16 protein-coding genes and 1 pseudogene are annotated in these 16,788 nt (G+C 38.0%); 5 read left to right on the top strand and 12 right to left on the bottom strand.

Annotation, left to right across the window (positions count from 1 at the left end; all coding sequences use genetic code 11):
• Window positions 1-80: 80 nt before the first annotated feature.
• Window positions 81-518 carry a Fur family transcriptional regulator gene (locus HMPREF2637_RS08580; RefSeq protein ID WP_070839964.1) on the bottom strand — a complete coding sequence of 146 codons (438 nt, stop codon included), beginning with the start codon at window positions 516-518 and terminating at the stop codon, window positions 81-83.
• A gap of 87 nt (window positions 519-605) precedes the next feature.
• Window positions 606-1,127 carry a Dps family protein gene (locus HMPREF2637_RS08575; protein WP_037600458.1) on the bottom strand — a complete coding sequence of 174 codons (522 nt, stop codon included), beginning with the start codon at window positions 1,125-1,127 and terminating at the stop codon, window positions 606-608.
• Between the two features lie 109 nt (window positions 1,128-1,236).
• Between HMPREF2637_RS08575 and HMPREF2637_RS08570 the strand changes: the two genes are divergently transcribed.
• Window positions 1,237-1,893: a prepilin peptidase gene (locus HMPREF2637_RS08570; RefSeq protein ID WP_021144376.1), complete on the top strand. Its 657-nt coding sequence runs from the start codon at window positions 1,237-1,239 to the stop codon at window positions 1,891-1,893.
• 29 nt (window positions 1,894-1,922) lie between these two features.
• Here HMPREF2637_RS08570 and HMPREF2637_RS08565 read toward each other — a convergent pair whose 3' ends face one another.
• The 6 genes from HMPREF2637_RS08565 to HMPREF2637_RS08540 all read right to left on the bottom strand — a co-directional run bounded on the left by HMPREF2637_RS08565 (window position 1,923) and on the right by HMPREF2637_RS08540 (window position 9,077).
• Window positions 1,923-3,314, bottom strand: coding sequence for a serine hydrolase (locus HMPREF2637_RS08565; protein WP_073688778.1), 1,392 nt, complete (start codon window positions 3,312-3,314; stop codon window positions 1,923-1,925).
• A gap of 98 nt (window positions 3,315-3,412) precedes the next feature.
• Window positions 3,413-4,018 (bottom strand): superoxide dismutase SodA, encoded by a 606-nt coding sequence (gene sodA, locus HMPREF2637_RS08560; RefSeq protein WP_037600453.1) that lies wholly within the window; start codon window positions 4,016-4,018, stop codon window positions 3,413-3,415.
• Window positions 4,019-4,113: 95 nt separating this feature from the next.
• Window positions 4,114-5,148 carry a DNA polymerase III subunit delta gene (gene holA / locus HMPREF2637_RS08555; protein WP_064524720.1) on the bottom strand — a complete coding sequence of 345 codons (1,035 nt, stop codon included), beginning with the start codon at window positions 5,146-5,148 and terminating at the stop codon, window positions 4,114-4,116.
• A 67-nt stretch (window positions 5,149-5,215) separates the two neighbouring features.
• On the bottom strand, window positions 5,216-8,038 hold the full coding sequence (gene ppc, locus HMPREF2637_RS08550) for a phosphoenolpyruvate carboxylase (RefSeq protein WP_070839961.1): 2,823 nt from the start codon (window positions 8,036-8,038) through the stop codon (window positions 5,216-5,218).
• Window positions 8,039-8,211: 173 nt separating this feature from the next.
• Window positions 8,212-8,607 carry a DUF4430 domain-containing protein gene (locus tag HMPREF2637_RS08545; RefSeq protein WP_002890648.1) on the bottom strand — a complete coding sequence of 132 codons (396 nt, stop codon included), beginning with the start codon at window positions 8,605-8,607 and terminating at the stop codon, window positions 8,212-8,214.
• Complete coding sequence (locus HMPREF2637_RS08540) at window positions 8,604-9,077, bottom strand: hypothetical protein (RefSeq protein ID WP_070839958.1); 474 nt, start codon at window positions 9,075-9,077, stop codon at window positions 8,604-8,606. The genes HMPREF2637_RS08545 and HMPREF2637_RS08540 overlap by 4 nt, the downstream gene beginning before the upstream one ends.
• Before the next feature lie 289 nt (window positions 9,078-9,366).
• On the opposite strand from HMPREF2637_RS08540, the gene HMPREF2637_RS08535 reads away from it, so the two are divergent.
• The 4 genes from HMPREF2637_RS08535 (at window position 9,367) to HMPREF2637_RS08520 (ending at window position 12,597) form a co-directional block, all read left to right on the top strand.
• Window positions 9,367-10,095, top strand: coding sequence for a metal ABC transporter ATP-binding protein (locus tag HMPREF2637_RS08535; RefSeq protein ID WP_002890643.1), 729 nt, complete (start codon window positions 9,367-9,369; stop codon window positions 10,093-10,095).
• Window positions 10,085-10,924: a metal ABC transporter permease gene (locus HMPREF2637_RS08530; RefSeq protein WP_002884063.1), complete on the top strand. Its 840-nt coding sequence runs from the start codon at window positions 10,085-10,087 to the stop codon at window positions 10,922-10,924. The genes HMPREF2637_RS08535 and HMPREF2637_RS08530 overlap by 11 nt, the downstream gene beginning before the upstream one ends.
• A gap of 19 nt (window positions 10,925-10,943) precedes the next feature.
• Window positions 10,944-11,870 carry a metal ABC transporter substrate-binding protein gene (locus HMPREF2637_RS08525; protein ID WP_070839955.1) on the top strand — a complete coding sequence of 309 codons (927 nt, stop codon included), beginning with the start codon at window positions 10,944-10,946 and terminating at the stop codon, window positions 11,868-11,870.
• A 79-nt stretch (window positions 11,871-11,949) separates the two neighbouring features.
• Window positions 11,950-12,597 (top strand): metal-dependent transcriptional regulator, encoded by a 648-nt coding sequence (locus HMPREF2637_RS08520; RefSeq protein WP_070839951.1) that lies wholly within the window; start codon window positions 11,950-11,952, stop codon window positions 12,595-12,597.
• Window positions 12,598-12,647: 50 nt separating this feature from the next.
• Here HMPREF2637_RS08520 and htpX read toward each other — a convergent pair whose 3' ends face one another.
• The 4 genes and pseudogenes from htpX to HMPREF2637_RS11325 all read right to left on the bottom strand — a co-directional run.
• Window positions 12,648-13,547 (bottom strand): zinc metalloprotease HtpX, encoded by a 900-nt coding sequence (htpX, locus tag HMPREF2637_RS08515; protein ID WP_064524726.1) that lies wholly within the window; start codon window positions 13,545-13,547, stop codon window positions 12,648-12,650.
• 1 nt (window position 13,548) lies between these two features.
• Complete coding sequence (locus HMPREF2637_RS08510) at window positions 13,549-14,109, bottom strand: LemA family protein (RefSeq protein ID WP_002884070.1); 561 nt, start codon at window positions 14,107-14,109, stop codon at window positions 13,549-13,551.
• Between the two features lie 148 nt (window positions 14,110-14,257).
• Entirely contained in the window at window positions 14,258-15,262 is a 1,005-nt protein-coding gene (locus tag HMPREF2637_RS08505; RefSeq protein ID WP_064524728.1) for a DNA/RNA non-specific endonuclease, read from the bottom strand.
• A 143-nt stretch (window positions 15,263-15,405) separates the two neighbouring features.
• A pseudogene (locus tag HMPREF2637_RS11325) lies at window positions 15,406-16,788 on the bottom strand (alpha-1,3-glucanase); the annotation flags it as partial.

Raw genomic sequence — 16,788 nt, 5'->3', positions numbered from 1 at the left:
CATGACAAGATAGTTTTGAAAACCTTTACAGATTATTGTATACTTCAAGACTTAAAAAACCTAAGTCATTAAGACTCAGGTTATTGGCAGTTTGGGCAAATCCCATGTAAAATCATCTGTTCACGAGTAATGCGAAAACCAGTTTGTGATTCTACCTCTTCCTTGAAAGACGGAATCAGTAGGTCTAAGTCGGTAATGTGACCGCATTTTTCACAAACAATATTTAAGTGATCATGTCCCATAAAATCATAATAGGTTGTATTATCATTATTAACCTTAATTTCAGAGACAATTCCTTCTTCAACCAATACCTTCAGGTTGTTATAGACTGTCGCCAAACTCATCCCAGGATTGTCAGGGAGAAGATCATAATATATCACATCTGCACTAGGATGTTGATCAGACATCATCAAATAGCGAATAACAGCTTTACGAGATTCCGTCAACCGAATTCCCTTAGCTTTTAACTGATTTAGGACATCTTCATAAACGCCTAGACTACGTCGATGCTCAGACATATCTCCGCCTCCCTTCTTCTAAAAGTATTTTACGTCTATTATACACTTTTAGAGGAACTCTTGACAATCATCTTAACTCAAAAATGCTTATCTCAAGCCTGGCGCTTGTCCAAGCTCAGCAGTCAACATCCAGATTGTCTTATCAATTTCAGATTTAGCTGCAGTGAAGATATCATTTGAAGGAGCATCTCCTTCTTCATCTGTGATATCCAAACCAACTTGGAACAATACTGACAAATATTTGTATGTATCAACCAATAATTGAATTTGATCAGACATTGGCTTATCAAATGTACCAGTAGTTTCAGTCAAGCCTGAATTAGATGAAAATTCTACCAAAGTTGAGTATGGTTCCCCACCGATAGTAATCAAACGTTCACTAATAACATCAAGATGAGCATTCAAACTATCCATCAATTCATCCATTTTTGGATGAAGATAGAGGAAACCAGGACCACGCATATACCAATGAACTTGGTGAACAATTGAAGCTGCTACAGACAAATCAGCAACTGCTTGATTCAAAACTGCTTTAGTTTTTGTATTTGTTGGAGTTTCAGCTTGTTGGTTAACTGTTTCATTGATTGTTTCTTTAATTGAATCTACCATATTAATTCTCCTTATTTAGAATTACTATTATTTACACTTTTATTTTAGAATATTTCTAAATAATATGCAAGTGAAATGCTTTTTCTCATTCTTTTTCGAATAATTAGGTATGTTAAGCATTATTTATTTTTTTCTAGGAGCCTCTTTAGGCTCATTTATCGGACTAGTTTGTGATCGTTTTCCTGAGAACTCGATTATTTTTCCTAGTAGTCACTGTAGCCATTGCAAGCATCAGTTGCGTTTTTTCGAGATGATTCCTATCCTCTCACAACTTTTCTTAAGATCTCGATGTCGTTCATGTCAGACTCCTATCCCTTTTCGTTACCTCTTTATGGAACTATTTTGTGGGGTAATATGTCTTCTATATTTCTATGACTTTTTAAGTCTTGAAGTAACCTACTTTCTTTACTTCAGCCTTTGTTTATCTATTTTTGATTTGCAACAGAAATCCTATCCACTTCTGATCTGGATAGTTGGAACAGTCCCACTCCTATTCATGGGCAACTATTACCTCACATTTGCCATAGGGATAATCCTCGCTTTCCTTTCTTTTATAAAACATCTAAATATTGGGGAAGGTGATTTTCTCTACTTAGCAAGTGCCTCACTTATTTTCCCATTTTCAAAAATACTTCTAACTATCGAGCTTGCGTGCCTATTAGGGCTAGCGTATTTCCTTATACGAAGAAATCTTAAGGAATGTATCGCATTTGTCCCATTTCTTTTTCTAGGGATTGTACTTCTTACCTTTTATTCAATTGTATAGAAAAAAGCCGATAAACTCGGCTTTCTTTATTAGTTCATATTAACACGGTGCCACTCATTAATAACATAAGAGAGCATTCCTAATTGTTGGAGACCCCAACCGCTGATTTCATCTGAATTTTCAGTTGATCCACCAAGGTAACGTGTATAGATTGCAACCATATAAGGTGTATCTTCCATAACGATAGCATCAACGTTAAGTGCTTCACGGACATAACCTGGTTTTTGGTAAATTGTCAGATTAGGAAGATATGTCTTATAGTACTCATTAGGGAATGACTCACCAATGTAGTGGAGAATATCTTTGTAATTATCTTGGTGTTTCCAAAGGTAATCCAAAACTTGGATGTAATAATCCGTCGTTGTCTTATTACCATGCATTTGGATAGTTTTCACTTCACCTTTTGATTTACCATATTTATCAAGCATGCCATAGAATTTTTCCATACCACCAAGGCGTTCCGCCAAAGCATAGGCTGGAGTATTCTCAGAGTAAACAAGAGAATACTCTTGCATTTCTGGAATAGTCATTGAACCACCGAAAGCAGCAACGTAATTATCATGTTCGCCTTGATACTCATACTCAGTATTAGTAATATCAAAACGTTCAGTTAAAGAAAGTTTTCCTTTATTAACCTCATCCATGACAAGCATGTTTAGTGGCAATTTATAAGTTGATCCTGCAGTCATTGGCTGAGTATCATTCATAGAGAATTGCTCATTTGTCTTGGTATTTTTATATGAAAAGGCAATTTGGCTAGACTCGATACCTTGGTCAGCCATAAAAGCTTCAACCACTTGGTTCAATGTCATGTTAGCATAATCATAATACAATCCATTACCATACATGGTATCTGCATCTGCTTCCATGACTGCTTGTTTAGCTTCGGCTGATTTATTAGTTGGAGTTACCTTTTCCTCTTTTTCTTTGTCTTCTTTTTTAGTGACTTTAGAACTAGAGCCGAAGATATTTCCAAGGCTACCAGTGTGACCAGCTTGTTTCCCACGTCCTGCTAAAGCAAGCATGGCAACAAACAAAAGTATTACCAGAACACTTAGGAAGGCTAAGATAAGATATGCTTTTTTATCATCACGAGATGATTTTGATTTAGATTTCTTAGAGCGTCTACTTCTAAGTGGCAAGGTTTCAGTTTTTGTTTCTTTTTCCTTGTGCTCAACTGGTACTACTGTTTCTTCAGCTACTTTTTTGTCTGCTGATTTTTTAGAAACCTTTTTTGTATCTTTTTTCGCTTCTTTTTTGTTGGCCTTTTTAGCGCCTTTTTTGACATCTTTTTTAGTATCTTTAGTGTCTTTCTTGACGTCTTGTTGAAGATCTTGTTTTACCGAATCCTTCTTTTTATCTTTAGTTTTTCGGCGACTTCCACTGTACTTCTTGCTTGAATGTTTTTTCTTTTTTTTCATAACAATAATAGTTTAAGCTATAATTCACTAAAAAGCAAGGAGATTTTACAATCATATTACAAAAAAATTATCCTCTTTTATTGAGGATAATTTTAAACTTATTTAGCTGCTGCATAAAGCTCAGCAACTTTATTCCAGTTAATGATTTCAAAGAAAGCTTTGATGTAGTTTGGACGTACGTTACGGTAGTTTAGGTAGTAAGCATGTTCCCAAACATCAAGCGCCAAGATTGGTTTCTTACCGTCTGAGATAGGAGTGTCTTGGTTAGCAGTTGAAACAACTTCAAGTTTACCTTCATCGTTAACAACAAGCCATGCCCAACCTGAACCAAAACGAGTTGTTGCTGCTGCTGTGAAAGCTTCTTGGAAGGCTTCAAATGATCCGAAAGCTTCGTTAATAGCAGCTGCTACTTCAGCAGTTGGTTCTTGTTTTTCAGGAGACAAAAGTTCCCAGAAAAGTGCGTGGTTAAGGTGTCCACCACCATTATTAATAAGTGCTTGACGAATATCAGCTGGGATTTGTTCCACATCAGCCAAAAGTGCTTCAATGTCTTCACCAATTTCTGGGTGTTTTTCAAGAGCAGCATTAGCATTTGCTACATAAGTTGCATGGTGTTTATCGTGGTGAAGAGTCATTGTTTCAGCATCAATGTATGGTTCCAAAGCATCATATGCGTAAGGAAGGTCTGGAAGAATAATTGCCATAGTAAAGGTCCTCTTTTCATTTTTTCTCCATTTTACCGCAAAGTGGTAGAGCTTTCAAAAATTTTGCTTACAAAATCATAGAAAACTCCATACCTCTAGCGGTTTGATAGAATTTTTAAAAGTGCTAAATCAAACAAGTAGTCTTTATCTAAAGTTCCTGTTTTTATCTGGTAATCTGTCTCTACTAAAATCTTAATCGTCATCATTAAGAATGTTACTGATAAGGGACGGCTATCTCTCAGTGCGAAACGAACCTGAAACTGATTAACTTTACGCCCTAGATAATCTGAGAGACTTGAAACAATTTGCTGCTCACTTTTACCTTGAGCAGATAAAAGTTTAACCTGTAAATAGGTACGAAACTGTCCCAACATAACAGCAATCAACTTAATCTCATCTTCACCCTGCAGCCGTAAATCATGAACCAATTCACGAACGCTCTGAATCTGTCCTCGTATAAGAAGTTGCGTCATATCAAAAATGTTATCTTGCAAACTTTTCGGAATGGCCTCAGCAATATCTTGCGATGAGATGTTTCCTTCCGTTTTATATCCCTTTAGAAAAGCTAAGTTTTTTTGAACATCTGAAAAATCAAAATTTGACTTGATCAAAAGTTCCTCAAAGACTCCTGTATCAAATGTAAGCCCCTCTTGATGCGCCTGCTTTTGAAAATAGGTTCTAAGTTCTGCATCTTTTAAAGGACTAGCTTCAAGCACCATGGCATCACGTTTGAGAAGTTTGACTAAACGACGCTTTCCATCTAGCTTTCCTGCAGACATTAAGACAAGACGAGTTGTTTCAACAGGAGACTCAAGATAATTTTCAAGACGCTTCAACTCTTTCTCATCCAGATACGACTTTTTAGCAGTAGTCATATCTGCGAAATGATCAAAAATGACCACCTTCTCATCTGCAAAAAAAGGCATACTTTCTAAATCGAGCTCAGCATCTTGATAATCAGTCTCCGACATATCAAAATAAGAATAGGTTAAGTCACTGGAATCAAAACCAATTTGTTTTAAAAATTTTTCTTTAGCTTGACTATACTGCCCTAAATCCTCGCCCGCCAAGACCGTTATCATGGGGAGCTTTTCTTTGGACAGCTTTTCAATCGTTTCCATAGCAATCATGGTTTTATTATAACAGAATTTTCACCATAACAAAAAGCCCACCACTAAAGTGATGAACTTTACTTTATTAACCAGAGTTACGAAGGCCTGTTGCAATACCGTTGATGGTAATGTGAATAAGGCTTATTTCGTCATCGGTCAAATCATTGTTACGAAGACGTTTAATCAATTCAATTTGGATGTAGTTCAAGACATTGAAGTATGGCAAACGGAAGTCCAAACTTGCTTTAAGTGATGGACTTTCATCAAGGAAGCCATCATGTTTTTCAATAGCAAGAATAACATCCTTAGTCAACTGCCACTCATCCAAAATAATATTGAAGACACTACGTACTTCTTCACTCTCTGCCAATTGTGCATAGTGGAAGGCGATATTCATGTCTGATTTTGAAAGCACCATGTCCACGTTTGACAAAAGTGAACGGAAGAATGGCCATGTTTCAAACATATGTTGAAGTTTCTCAAGGTTGCCTTCTTCAGCTTGGATAAAGCGATTAAAGGCAGAACCCACACCATACCAACCTGGGAACATGATACGGTTTTGTGACCATGAGAATACCCAAGGAATCGCACGAAGACCAGAAATCTCAGTAATAGTCTTACGAGCCGCTGGACGAGAACCGATATTCAAACTTGAGACTTCTTTAATAGGGCTTGCTTCAAAGAAGTAATCATAGAAATGTTCATTTCCAAAGACTAGATCGCGATAGATAACATTAGAATCATGAACAATACCGTCCATAATTTCACGGAAATCAACCAATTCATCTGGGTCCGCAATCTGACGTGTTACCATACGGTCAAGAGCAGCTGAAACAAGCATTTCAAGATTGTAGTAGGCAGCATCCTTATTACCATATTTATTACCGATAACTTCACCTTGTTCAGTCAAACGGATACGGTCCTTAATAGTACCAAATGGTTGAGACGTAATAGCATCGTATGATGGGCCACCACCACGACCGACAGTACCACCACGACCATGGAAGAAGGTAATCTTAATGCCACGCTCTTCACCAATCTTAGTCAATTCATTTTGAGCTTTGTAAAGCGTCCAACCTGAAGACAAGTAACCACCATCTTTGTTAGAGTCTGAGTAACCCAACATGATTTCTTGGTAGTTGTTGCTATTCTTGATCCAACGTTTAACGATATCATAACCAAGATATTGTTTCATGATATCATTAGAGTTTTCCAAGTCTTCGATAGTTTCAAAAAGTGGAACGATTTGGACACGCGCACGTTCTGTATCAACCAAGCCAACTTCTTTAAGAAGGATAGCCAACTCAAACATATCAGAAACGCTCTCAGTGTGAGAAATGATATGTTGTTTGATGACATCTTCACCGATATAGTCTTTCAAGAGACGAGCAGTGCGGAAGATCGCCAATTCTTTTTCAAGTGTTTCAGACTTAGGCACATTAGTTGATGACAAGGTACGAGGGTCTTCTTGCAATTCTTTAAGAAGAACCGCAACTTTTTCAACCTCTGTTAATTCACTATAGTTATCAACAATATTTGCAGATTTAAGCAACTCTGCTACACATGCTTCATGAACACTTGAATCTTGACGCATATCGATTGTAGCAAGATAGAAACCAAAGACTTCTACAGCTTGAAGAAGCTCTTCGAAATCACCTGAAATCAAGACAGCATCGTCGTTTTCAAGAAGTGAATTTTTGATTGCCAAAAGATCGTCATGGAAGGCATCTGCTGTTTCGTAGAATTCTGTTGTTTGTTGTGAGACAGCTTGAAGACTTTGGCTGAGACGTTGTTGCACGTAATCAGCTACTACTTCACCTGTTGAAGCTGAACCCAGACGAACATTTTCAGAAAGGCGTTTAGCAACTCTTTCCTTATTGAAGTTTCCTTCTTTAAAGAAAAGAAGTGTCTGAATCAACTTAGACTGGATGTAACTGAAAGCACGACGGTAGGGTTCATTTTCACGATAAACAGATGTATCTGGAGAATGTTTCGCCATCTCTGCTACTGTATCTGAAACCTCAGTCAAGCGTGATGAAAGTGAGAATGAACGATAAAGATTATCAACTTTTTCGATATAGTAGTTGAGGATAACTTCACTTTGCAATGTTGCAGAAAGTTTAAGAGTTTCTGCTGTTACAAATGGGTTCCCGTCACGGTCACCACCAATCCACATACCCATAGTAATAGGGGTTGGATTGTCGAGTTCAATACCTTTTTCAACTGCTAAACGTTTGAATTCATGTGATAAGTTCGTAATCGCCTTAATCAATGAGGAGTTATAATACTCCATAACGTTAGTGATTTCGTTTTTAACCTTAAGTTTTTTCTCACGAATGATATCTGTTTGCATCATGATTTCTACATAACGACGCAAATCTGCATACCATTTATCCTTGTTGATAAGACCAGCCTTAACATCACGATGCTTACGGAGAAGTTCGTGAATGTGGTTAGTCAATTCAAGCATGGTTTTACGTTGAACCTGAGTTGGGTGGGCTGTCAATACTGGCACGACATTGACATGTTCAAGAATGTCACGTGCATTTTCACTTTCAGCGACAACATCAAAGGTTTCAGACAACTTACCTAGATAAGATTCATCAATATTGTTCTTGTGGTTGACTTCATAAGCCAAATCCACGTCTTCAGAGATATTAATCAAAAGAGGTAACAAAGAGAAATAACGTGATGCAACGACCATATCGTCATTTGTCATTTCTGAAATGGCTTGTGTAAGGGCCACATAGTCACCTTCATCATAAAGTTCAACCAAATGTTGGATAGTTGTGAGACCTTGCTCTCCAGCCATGCCTCGTGTTGCATCATCCAACAATTCTTTCAAGATACCAACTTCTTCAGAGATGATTTCCTGGTTGTTACTGCTTTCCAATTTGTTAAAAGCCAAACCTTATTCTCCTTACTTTATGTAGTACCCTCTTATCATATCACTTTTAAAACAAAAGTAAACTATTTTCCTTTAAATCGTCAGTTATTTTGCAATTTTCCGACTTTTTCAAGTAAATTTTCAAGCTATTTCCGAACTTTATTAAAAAAGACTCTGAAACAGAGTTCAGAATCTTAATTATACTTTTCTTGATAGAATTTGATTTCATCGCCATCTTCAACCTTAAGTTGGTTGGCTGCTTTTTCACCAAGTTTACCATTGACATCAAACATCCAATAGATGCCCTTATCTTTATCTTGAGAAATACCATCAATCTCAGTGATGAAGCCATCGTTTTCTTGAACAGGATATACCTCTTCCAATACATCAAGCACTGTATCACCTTTTTGGATTTCTACTGATTTTTTCTTACTTTCCTTATCTGTTTTCAAAATCAAAGTCACTTGACCTTGAACCTTAGACTGATGATTATTTGTGCTGCTAGTAAGTTTAGCTGCCTCATTTTTTCCACAGGCTGCTAGAGTAACAAGTGATAAAGCAAGAAAAATATATGTCGCTAATTTTTTCATTTCAAAAACCTCCTAAAAATAGACTGGATGAATGGATAGAATAGAAGCGTCGATACTGCATGATAGGTATCGTAAAGAAGACCAGAGATAACAAAGGTAATCCCACTCTTAAATAGAAGGCCATAACTGTAATCCATGAGAACTCCATAGAGAAAGGACAAAAGAGTTACCAAAGCAATCTGCCAAACAAGTGATAACCTAGGTGCAATCAAACTCCAAAGAGCCATCAAAACGCCGAAAGCCAGAATCTGATTAAAAATCCAGGGACCAAAACCAAAGATGAATCCTGAGATTGACATGGTCAATGCCATAATCAAGAGACCATCTACTAACCCCAAATAAAGAACAGCCACAAAAAACATTGCTGTAATAGGCTGAATATTTGGCAAGCCTATAAATGCTGACCGCAATCCTACTGCCAGTGCTGACAAAATGGCTATCCGAGCCATTCGTTGAATCGTTAATTTCATATATCTATTATGCCAGAAATATGGAAAGATGACTAGTTTTCGAAAATAAAAACTAAATATTTCTTGAAATACAGAGTGAGATTGTACAAATTGAAGAAAATAATGTCCCTTGTTGCCTCTCCCAAATATCAAACAGTTTGATTAGGCTGAATATTTGATATAAAAAATGTACTCCCATTCACTATCCTCTGTCATCTTGACAACATTAAATAATTAAGTTGAGTTAATTTTAAAAGTTAACTTGACTTAATTATTATTTTAAAGTATATTAAACCCAAGGAGGTAGCTAATGATTCAAATTGAAAATATTAATGTGTCTTACCAACAGACATTAGCTCTGGATAATATCACCTTAAACTTGGAGGGACCTAGTATTACTGGGATTATTGGACCAAATGGTGCTGGTAAATCAACTCTAATTAAAGCATTAATTGGTATTATTCCTCACTCTGGAAAAATCCTTTTCAATAAACAACCGATTCGTCAGCAATTGAATCGTATTTCCTATGTTGCACAGAAGGCTGATATTGATTTTAACTTTCCGATTACTGTCAGAGAGTGCATCTCTCTAGGACTCTATCCCAAAACTAAGTTCTTTAAACGTCTATCTAAGAGTGATTGGTCTAAGGTCACAGATGCTTTAACACTACTTGGTCTAAATGATTTGGCCCATCGACAAATAAGCCAATTATCAGGAGGCCAATTTCAACGTGTTCTAATCGCTCGTTGTCTTGTACAAGAGGCTGATATTATTTTATTAGATGAACCCTTTGTAGGGATTGACTCTGTTAGCGAAGATATTATCATGAACACCTTGAGAGAACTTAGGGACAAAGGTAAGCTTATTCTTATTGTCCACCATGATTTGAGCAAAGTTCCTCATTATTTTGACCAAGTTATCCTCCTAAATCGTAAACTGATTGCTAGTGGGCCTACTAATCTTGTTTTTAATGAGGATAATCTCCGTAAAACCTACGGTAACAGTTTATTTTATAAAGGAGATGTAAATGATTTCTGAATTTATTGATGGTTTGCTAAATTTCCACTTCTTACAAAATGCTCTTATAACGGCTTTAGTTATTGGAATTGTCGGTGGTGCTGTTGGTTGTTTTATTATTCTAAGAGGTATGTCACTTATGGGTGATGCAATTTCACATGCGGTTCTACCTGGGGTAGCCATTTCCTTTATCTTGGGTATTAACTTTTTCATAGGAGCTATCATCTTTGGACTTTTAGCTTCTACAATGATTACCTATATCAAAAGCAATTCCATTATTAAGAGTGACACGGCAATTGGGATTACCTTTTCGAGCTTTCTAGCTCTCGGTATTATTCTCATCGGTGTTGCTAATAGTTCCACAGATCTCTTTCATATTCTCTTCGGGAATATTCTAGCTGTACAAGACATGGATATGTGGATAACGATTATCGTTTCACTTCTCGTACTAGCAACTATTACAATCTTCTTTCGCCCTTTACTCCTAACATCCTTTGATCCAATTTTGGCCAAGTCTATGGGAGTTAAGGTCACCTTCTACCACTACTTACTTATGGTTATTCTAACTTTGGTTTCTGTAACTGCCATGCAGAGTGTTGGCACTATTCTTATTGTGGCACTTTTAATTACACCGGCTGCCACTGCCTACCTTTATGTTCATAGCCTAAAAACAATGATTCTTCTCTCATCAGGATTGGGGGCTCTGGCATCTGTTCTAGGTCTTTTTATCGGCTATAGTTTTAATATTGCAGCTGGTTCGAGCATTGTATTAACGTCTGCTCTACTCTTTCTCATCAGCTTTTTCATCGCCCCAAAACAAAGTGGCATGAATAAAACTTCTAAACAATAAAAAATAGGATGAAAATAATATGAAAAAAATACTATCAACAATAGTACTACTACTTTTAGCGGTAGTTACTCTAACAGCTTGTACCAATAAACAAGGCAGTAACAAGGATAAATTACGAGTCGTTACGACCAATTCCATTATTGCTGATATCACCAAAAATATTGCTGGAGATAAAATCACTCTCCACAGTATTGTCCCCGTTGGTAAGGATCCTCACGAATACGAACCCCTTCCTGATGATGTAAAGAAGACATCGCAAGCTGACTTGATTTTTTACAACGGTATCAATTTAGAAACTGGTGGAAATGCTTGGTTTACTAAGTTAGTCAAGAATGCTCATAAAACAGAAAATAAAGATTATTTTGCAGTTAGTGATGGTGTTGAGGTAATTTACCTTGAAGGGCAATCAGAAAAAGGTAAGGAAGATCCCCACGCTTGGCTTAATCTGGAAAATGGGATTATTTATGCTCAAAATATTGCTAAGCAACTGATTGCTAAGGACCCTAAAAACAAGACCTACTACGAAAAGAATCTAAAATCCTATACTGACAAACTTAGTAAACTGGACCAAGAAGCTAAAGAGACATTTAACAAGATTCCCGATGAGAAAAAACTGATTGTCACTAGTGAAGGATGCTTCAAATACTTCTCTAAAGCCTATGGCGTACCATCTGCCTACATCTGGGAAATCAATACAGAAGAAGAAGGCACACCAGACCAAATCAAAACACTCGTGGAAAAACTACGTCAAACAAAGGTACCAGCTCTCTTTGTCGAATCTAGTGTCGATGAACGCCCTATGAAAACAGTATCTAAGGATACCAATATTCCTATTTATGCAAAGATCTTTACAGATTCTATTGCTGAAAAAGGGCAAAACGGTGATAGCTACTACAACATGATGAAATATAATCTGGATAAAATCTCCCAAGGCTTGAATCAGTAAAAATCTTATCTAAGAAATATTCTGTATTCTTATGATAAATCTGTTATACTAAGGTGAGACTATTTTCAAAGGAAGAGAAATGACACCTAATAAAGAAGACTACCTCAAATGTATCTATGAGATTGGTACTGAAGAAGGTAAAATAAGCAATAAGGAAATCACAAACCGTATGCAGGTGTCTCCACCTGCTGTGACGGAAATGATTAAGAAATTGATTTCAGAAGACCTCATCATCAAAGACAAAGTCAAGGGCTATCTTCTAACGAAAACTGGTAAAATCAATGTCGCTGAACTCTATCGGAAACATCGCCTCATCGAAGTCTTTTTGGTGGACCACTTGCAATATACTTGCGACCTAATTCATCAAGAGGCTGAAATTTTAGAGCATACTGTCTCTGATCACTTTATCAATGCCCTTGACCGCCTACTCAATTACCCCCAAACCTGTCCACACGGTGGGCAAATCCCCAAGTCAGGTCAGCTCATAGAGGAAATCTACAACCAGACTTTTACACAAGACCTAACTCCTGGAGACTATGTACTTCGTCGAGTTCAGGATCAAATTGATTTACTCCATTATTTGGAAACTGTCGGTCTTAAAATTGGGGTAACTTTTACCTTGAAAGGCTTTGACCCTTTTACACAACTCTACCGCCTGAATATTGATGGAAAAGAAATTCAAATTCCAGAAACTGTTGCTAGCAACCTTTATATTGAATCAAACTAAAAAAGCGAGGCTGATAAACACCTTTAGAAGTGTCATCAGTCTCACTTTTTTTACATTTGTTTCAAGCGTTCCACCCGTTCTGAAATTGGTGGGTGAGTATAGAAGAGCTTCTGCAAACCAGATTCCTTTTTAGGATCATTGATATAGAGGGCTGCGCTCGCATCATCCACATGATGTTGCATTGGCGTACTATTATCAAGTTTAAGCAGAGCATTAATCATACCTTGTGGGTTACGTGTTAATTCGACGCTAGAAGCATCAGCTAGAAATTCACGCTGGCGTGAAATAGCCAACTGAACCAGAGTAGCTGCCAAAGGTGCCAAAATAATGGCAATCAAGGAAATAATGAGAAGAATAATCTCCAAGCCACTACTTCCATTACGGTCATCATCATTACGACGACGGCCTCCACCCCAGAACATCATATTGCGAGCCATACCAGCTAGCATGGTGATCGCAGATGCCAAGGCTACTGCAATAGTCGAAATACGGATGTCATAGTTACGAATATGGCTGACTTCGTGCCCTATGACCCCTTCAAGTTCCTCACGATTCATAACTGCAAGAAGACCTGTCGTAGCAGCTACAGCAGCATTTTTAGGGCTAGACCCCGTCGCAAAAGCATTCATTGAAGGATCATCAACAATAAAGACACGTGGCATCGGTATTTGTGCCACCATAGCCATATCTTCAACCACATGATAAAGGTTTGGAGCGGTTTGTTCATCAACCTCTCGTGCACCATTCATAGCCATAACGACATTGGTTGATTGGAAAATCATGGTAACGGCATAGATAAAACCGATAACTAGAGCAAGAATCAAACCACCGAAGCCTGAACCTAACCAAAGATAGCCGACACCGTAACCAACAAGGCCCAACAAGAGGAAAAAGACCAGGAGCAAAAGCCAAGTCTTTCTCTTATTTCGAGCAATCTGATCAAATAACATATTAGTTACCTAGTCCACTGAAATCAACCTTAGGAACAGCTTTTTCTTCTTCAGGTGTTTCAAGGAATTCAGCAGCCTTAAAGCTAAACATCTTAGCAATAACATTGCTTGGGAATGTTTCCAATTTCACATTGTAGTTACTTGTCACACTGTTATAAAGTTGACGTGAATAGGCAATTTTGTTTTCAGTGTTTGTCAACTCTTCTTGAAGCTGGCTGAAGTTTGCACTAGCCTTAAGGTCAGGGTAACTTTCAGCTACCGCAAAGATTCCAGAAACCTGGCGTGTCAATTCATCACTAGCACGCATCGCTTCTGCTGGCGAAGTCGCCGCTGCTACTTGATTACGAAGTTCTGCTACTTTTTCAAGTGTTGAACCTTCGTATTTTGCATAACCTTTAACAGTCTCAATCAAGTTAGGAAGAAGGTCATTACGACGTTTCAATTGAACATCAATTTGACTCCATGCCTCCTTAGTTTGCATACGGCTTTTAACCAAGCCGTTATAACTTGCAATAACAAAAATTACAAGAACAACGATAATGGCAATAATAATCCAAATCATATTTTTATTCCTTTCTTGTACTGAAAAAGAGTCAATTAACCTCTCTTTCAAGTATCTTTGATAGTCTCAGTATATCAAATTTTCAGATAAAAGTGGTAAAATCTGAGTCGTTTTACAAAAAAGCTGGACATCTTGTCCAGCTTTTGTATTACTCTTTAGACGTGTGTCGTTTACCTTGGGCTAGGGCATCTGCTTCTGTCATTGTAACGACATTTGCTTTGTTGGTATTGCTAGGCATACTGTTGATGTCATACCAATAAACATCTGCTGTACCATGACGCGCCACATAAACTGTTCGACTTTCTTCTTGTGTAGGTTGCACAGGCTCTGGCTCAGAACTTGGTTGTTCAGTCACCTGTGAACTCTCAGAACTAGGCTCAGATGGCGCTTCAGTAAATTCAGTAACCGTATTTGTCGCTGTCCCATCTGCATAATTGATTTCTGCATTTGGTGATTGGTTATCCAAGACAACATGTGTAACTCCCTGACTGTCAAGAGTCTCCTTATCTCCACCAAGTTTAATTTCCAAGAGGTTTCCAGAACTATCGATACCAACATACTGAAGTTCCACTTGACGAGGCAACAACTCGTCTCCACTGTAGATAGCTGTTACCTTATAATCTAACCAATAGTTAGGGTGGAGTGCCAGCCAGTTATCCAAGCGATTCTCGTAATAAAGCATGCCTGACTGATTACCTTCGTCGGTTCCTTTATAATTTCCAGAATTCAACCAGGCAGTCATAGGTACTAAATTCTTGCCCTCGTCATTGACACCAGAAAACTGATAGCCAATCAAATGCCCTCGATTCATTAGCCAAGATTTTGATTTACCGTCACCATAATAAAACTTATAGTTATGCCATCCTACAGGATCATATTTTATTTTACCGGGACGCTTATTCTTCGGCTCGTCCTTATCTTGTAACTGTATATGAGCACTGTGGGCACGTCCTAACTGGTCCTTCTCCTCCATGACAAACTGCTTTTGACCATTAAAAGTCAAGATACCATTGTTCTCATCCGCTTGAACCACTTGAGAGCTCACAGCCGAAGATTGTTTGCTAGTATCAAATGAAAATCCGAATCCTAAAGTAAATACTAAAACAAGAAGAGCAAATAAACGAATCCTACTATTTCTTTTTTCTTTCATCATCTTAACTCCTTAATTTCTCTTATCACTTTAATTATACAGGACCAAATCAAAGTGGATGATTAAAAATAAAGAATAATGATATTAGGTATCTTAGAGCTTGCTTAAAAACAAAAACACCCAATTTAATGGATGTTTCTTACCTATTATTTACCTGCTTTTTTACCTTGTTTTGTAAGATAAACTGTAGATATACTTAGTGCTGCAGCAACTCCGACAAGAAGGAAGACCGTTGTCGTATTAGACTTACCTTTTTCTTTTGAAGTGCTAGCTTGGCTTTCAGAACTCTTGGCCACCTGTTTTGCCTCAGTTGCTTTATCAATACGGGCGACATTCTTAGGTGTGTCATCCTTCTTGCTTTCCGCCAATTCTGACAAATCACTGCTAATCTCTTTGGCAACACCTTCAGAGCTTGTAAGTGATGCCGCTTCTGAGGCTAATGTTTCAGAGGCCATAACCGCCATAACTTTACTTGCAATCACATCCACAGACTTCTCATTCAAAAGAGAATTAAAGCGAATAGCTTCTGAGGCGAGCTGACTACTTGTTACAGAGATTTTTAGGTCATTGTTATAAGCGACCTGACTATTTGGCGAGATGCTGACAACTTCAGATGTACGTGCTGTTGTTGGAGCTTCAGAAACTTTGACATCAACCTGACTTGTTGAACCCTTTTCAATAACTTCTGAAGAAACCTCGCTAATCGGATCCTTTTGTGTACTTTCTGAAGTTGGAGATGTCTCTGGGCTGTCAGAAGTAATTGCTACGTCAACCTGACTAGTAGATGAAGCTACTGAAGTTGCCTCATTCTTTGGTGACTCAGAGGCTGGAGCAGTTGAACTTGCTTCACTCTTTGGTGTTTCTGATGCTGAAGTCTCGGAGATTACCTCACTGTTAGATACTTCAGAAACTGGAGTGCTTGAACTTTCCTCACTCTTTGGGGTTTCTGAAACTGAAGTCTCGGAAGCTACTTCACTGTTTGATGCTTCAGAAACTGGAGTGCTTGAACCTCCCTCACTCTTTGGGGTTTCTGAAACTGAAGTCTCGGAAGCTACTTCACTGTTTGATGCTTCAGAAACTGGAGTGCTTGAACCTCCCTCACTCTTTGGTGTTTCTGAAACTGAAGACTCTGAGATCACTTCACTGTTAGATGCTTCGGAAACTGGAGTGCTTGAACCTCCCTCACTCTTTGGGGTTTCTGAAACTGAAGTCTCGGAAGCTACTTCACTGTTTGATGCTTCAGAAACTGGAGTGCTTGAACCTCCCTCACTCTTTGGGGTTTCTGAAACTGAAGTCTCGGAAGCTACTTCACTGTTTGATGCTTCAGAAACTGGAGTGCTTGAACTTGCTTCACTCTTCGGTGTTTCTGAAACTGAAGTCTCGGAAATTACTTCACTGTTTGATACTTCAGAAACTGGAGTGCTTGAACTTTCCTCACTCTTTGGTGTTTCTGATGCTGAGGTCTCAGAAACTACTTCACTAGTTGATACTTCAGAAACTGGAGTGCTTGAACTTTCCTCACTCTTTGG

Origin of the sequence: Streptococcus sp. HMSC065H07, assembly GCF_001837325.1 — a bacterium.
Classification (GTDB): domain Bacteria; phylum Bacillota; class Bacilli; order Lactobacillales; family Streptococcaceae; genus Streptococcus; species Streptococcus salivarius_H.
Note: the sequence above shows the minus strand (reverse complement) of the source record. Positions and strands in the feature narration are given on the sequence as shown.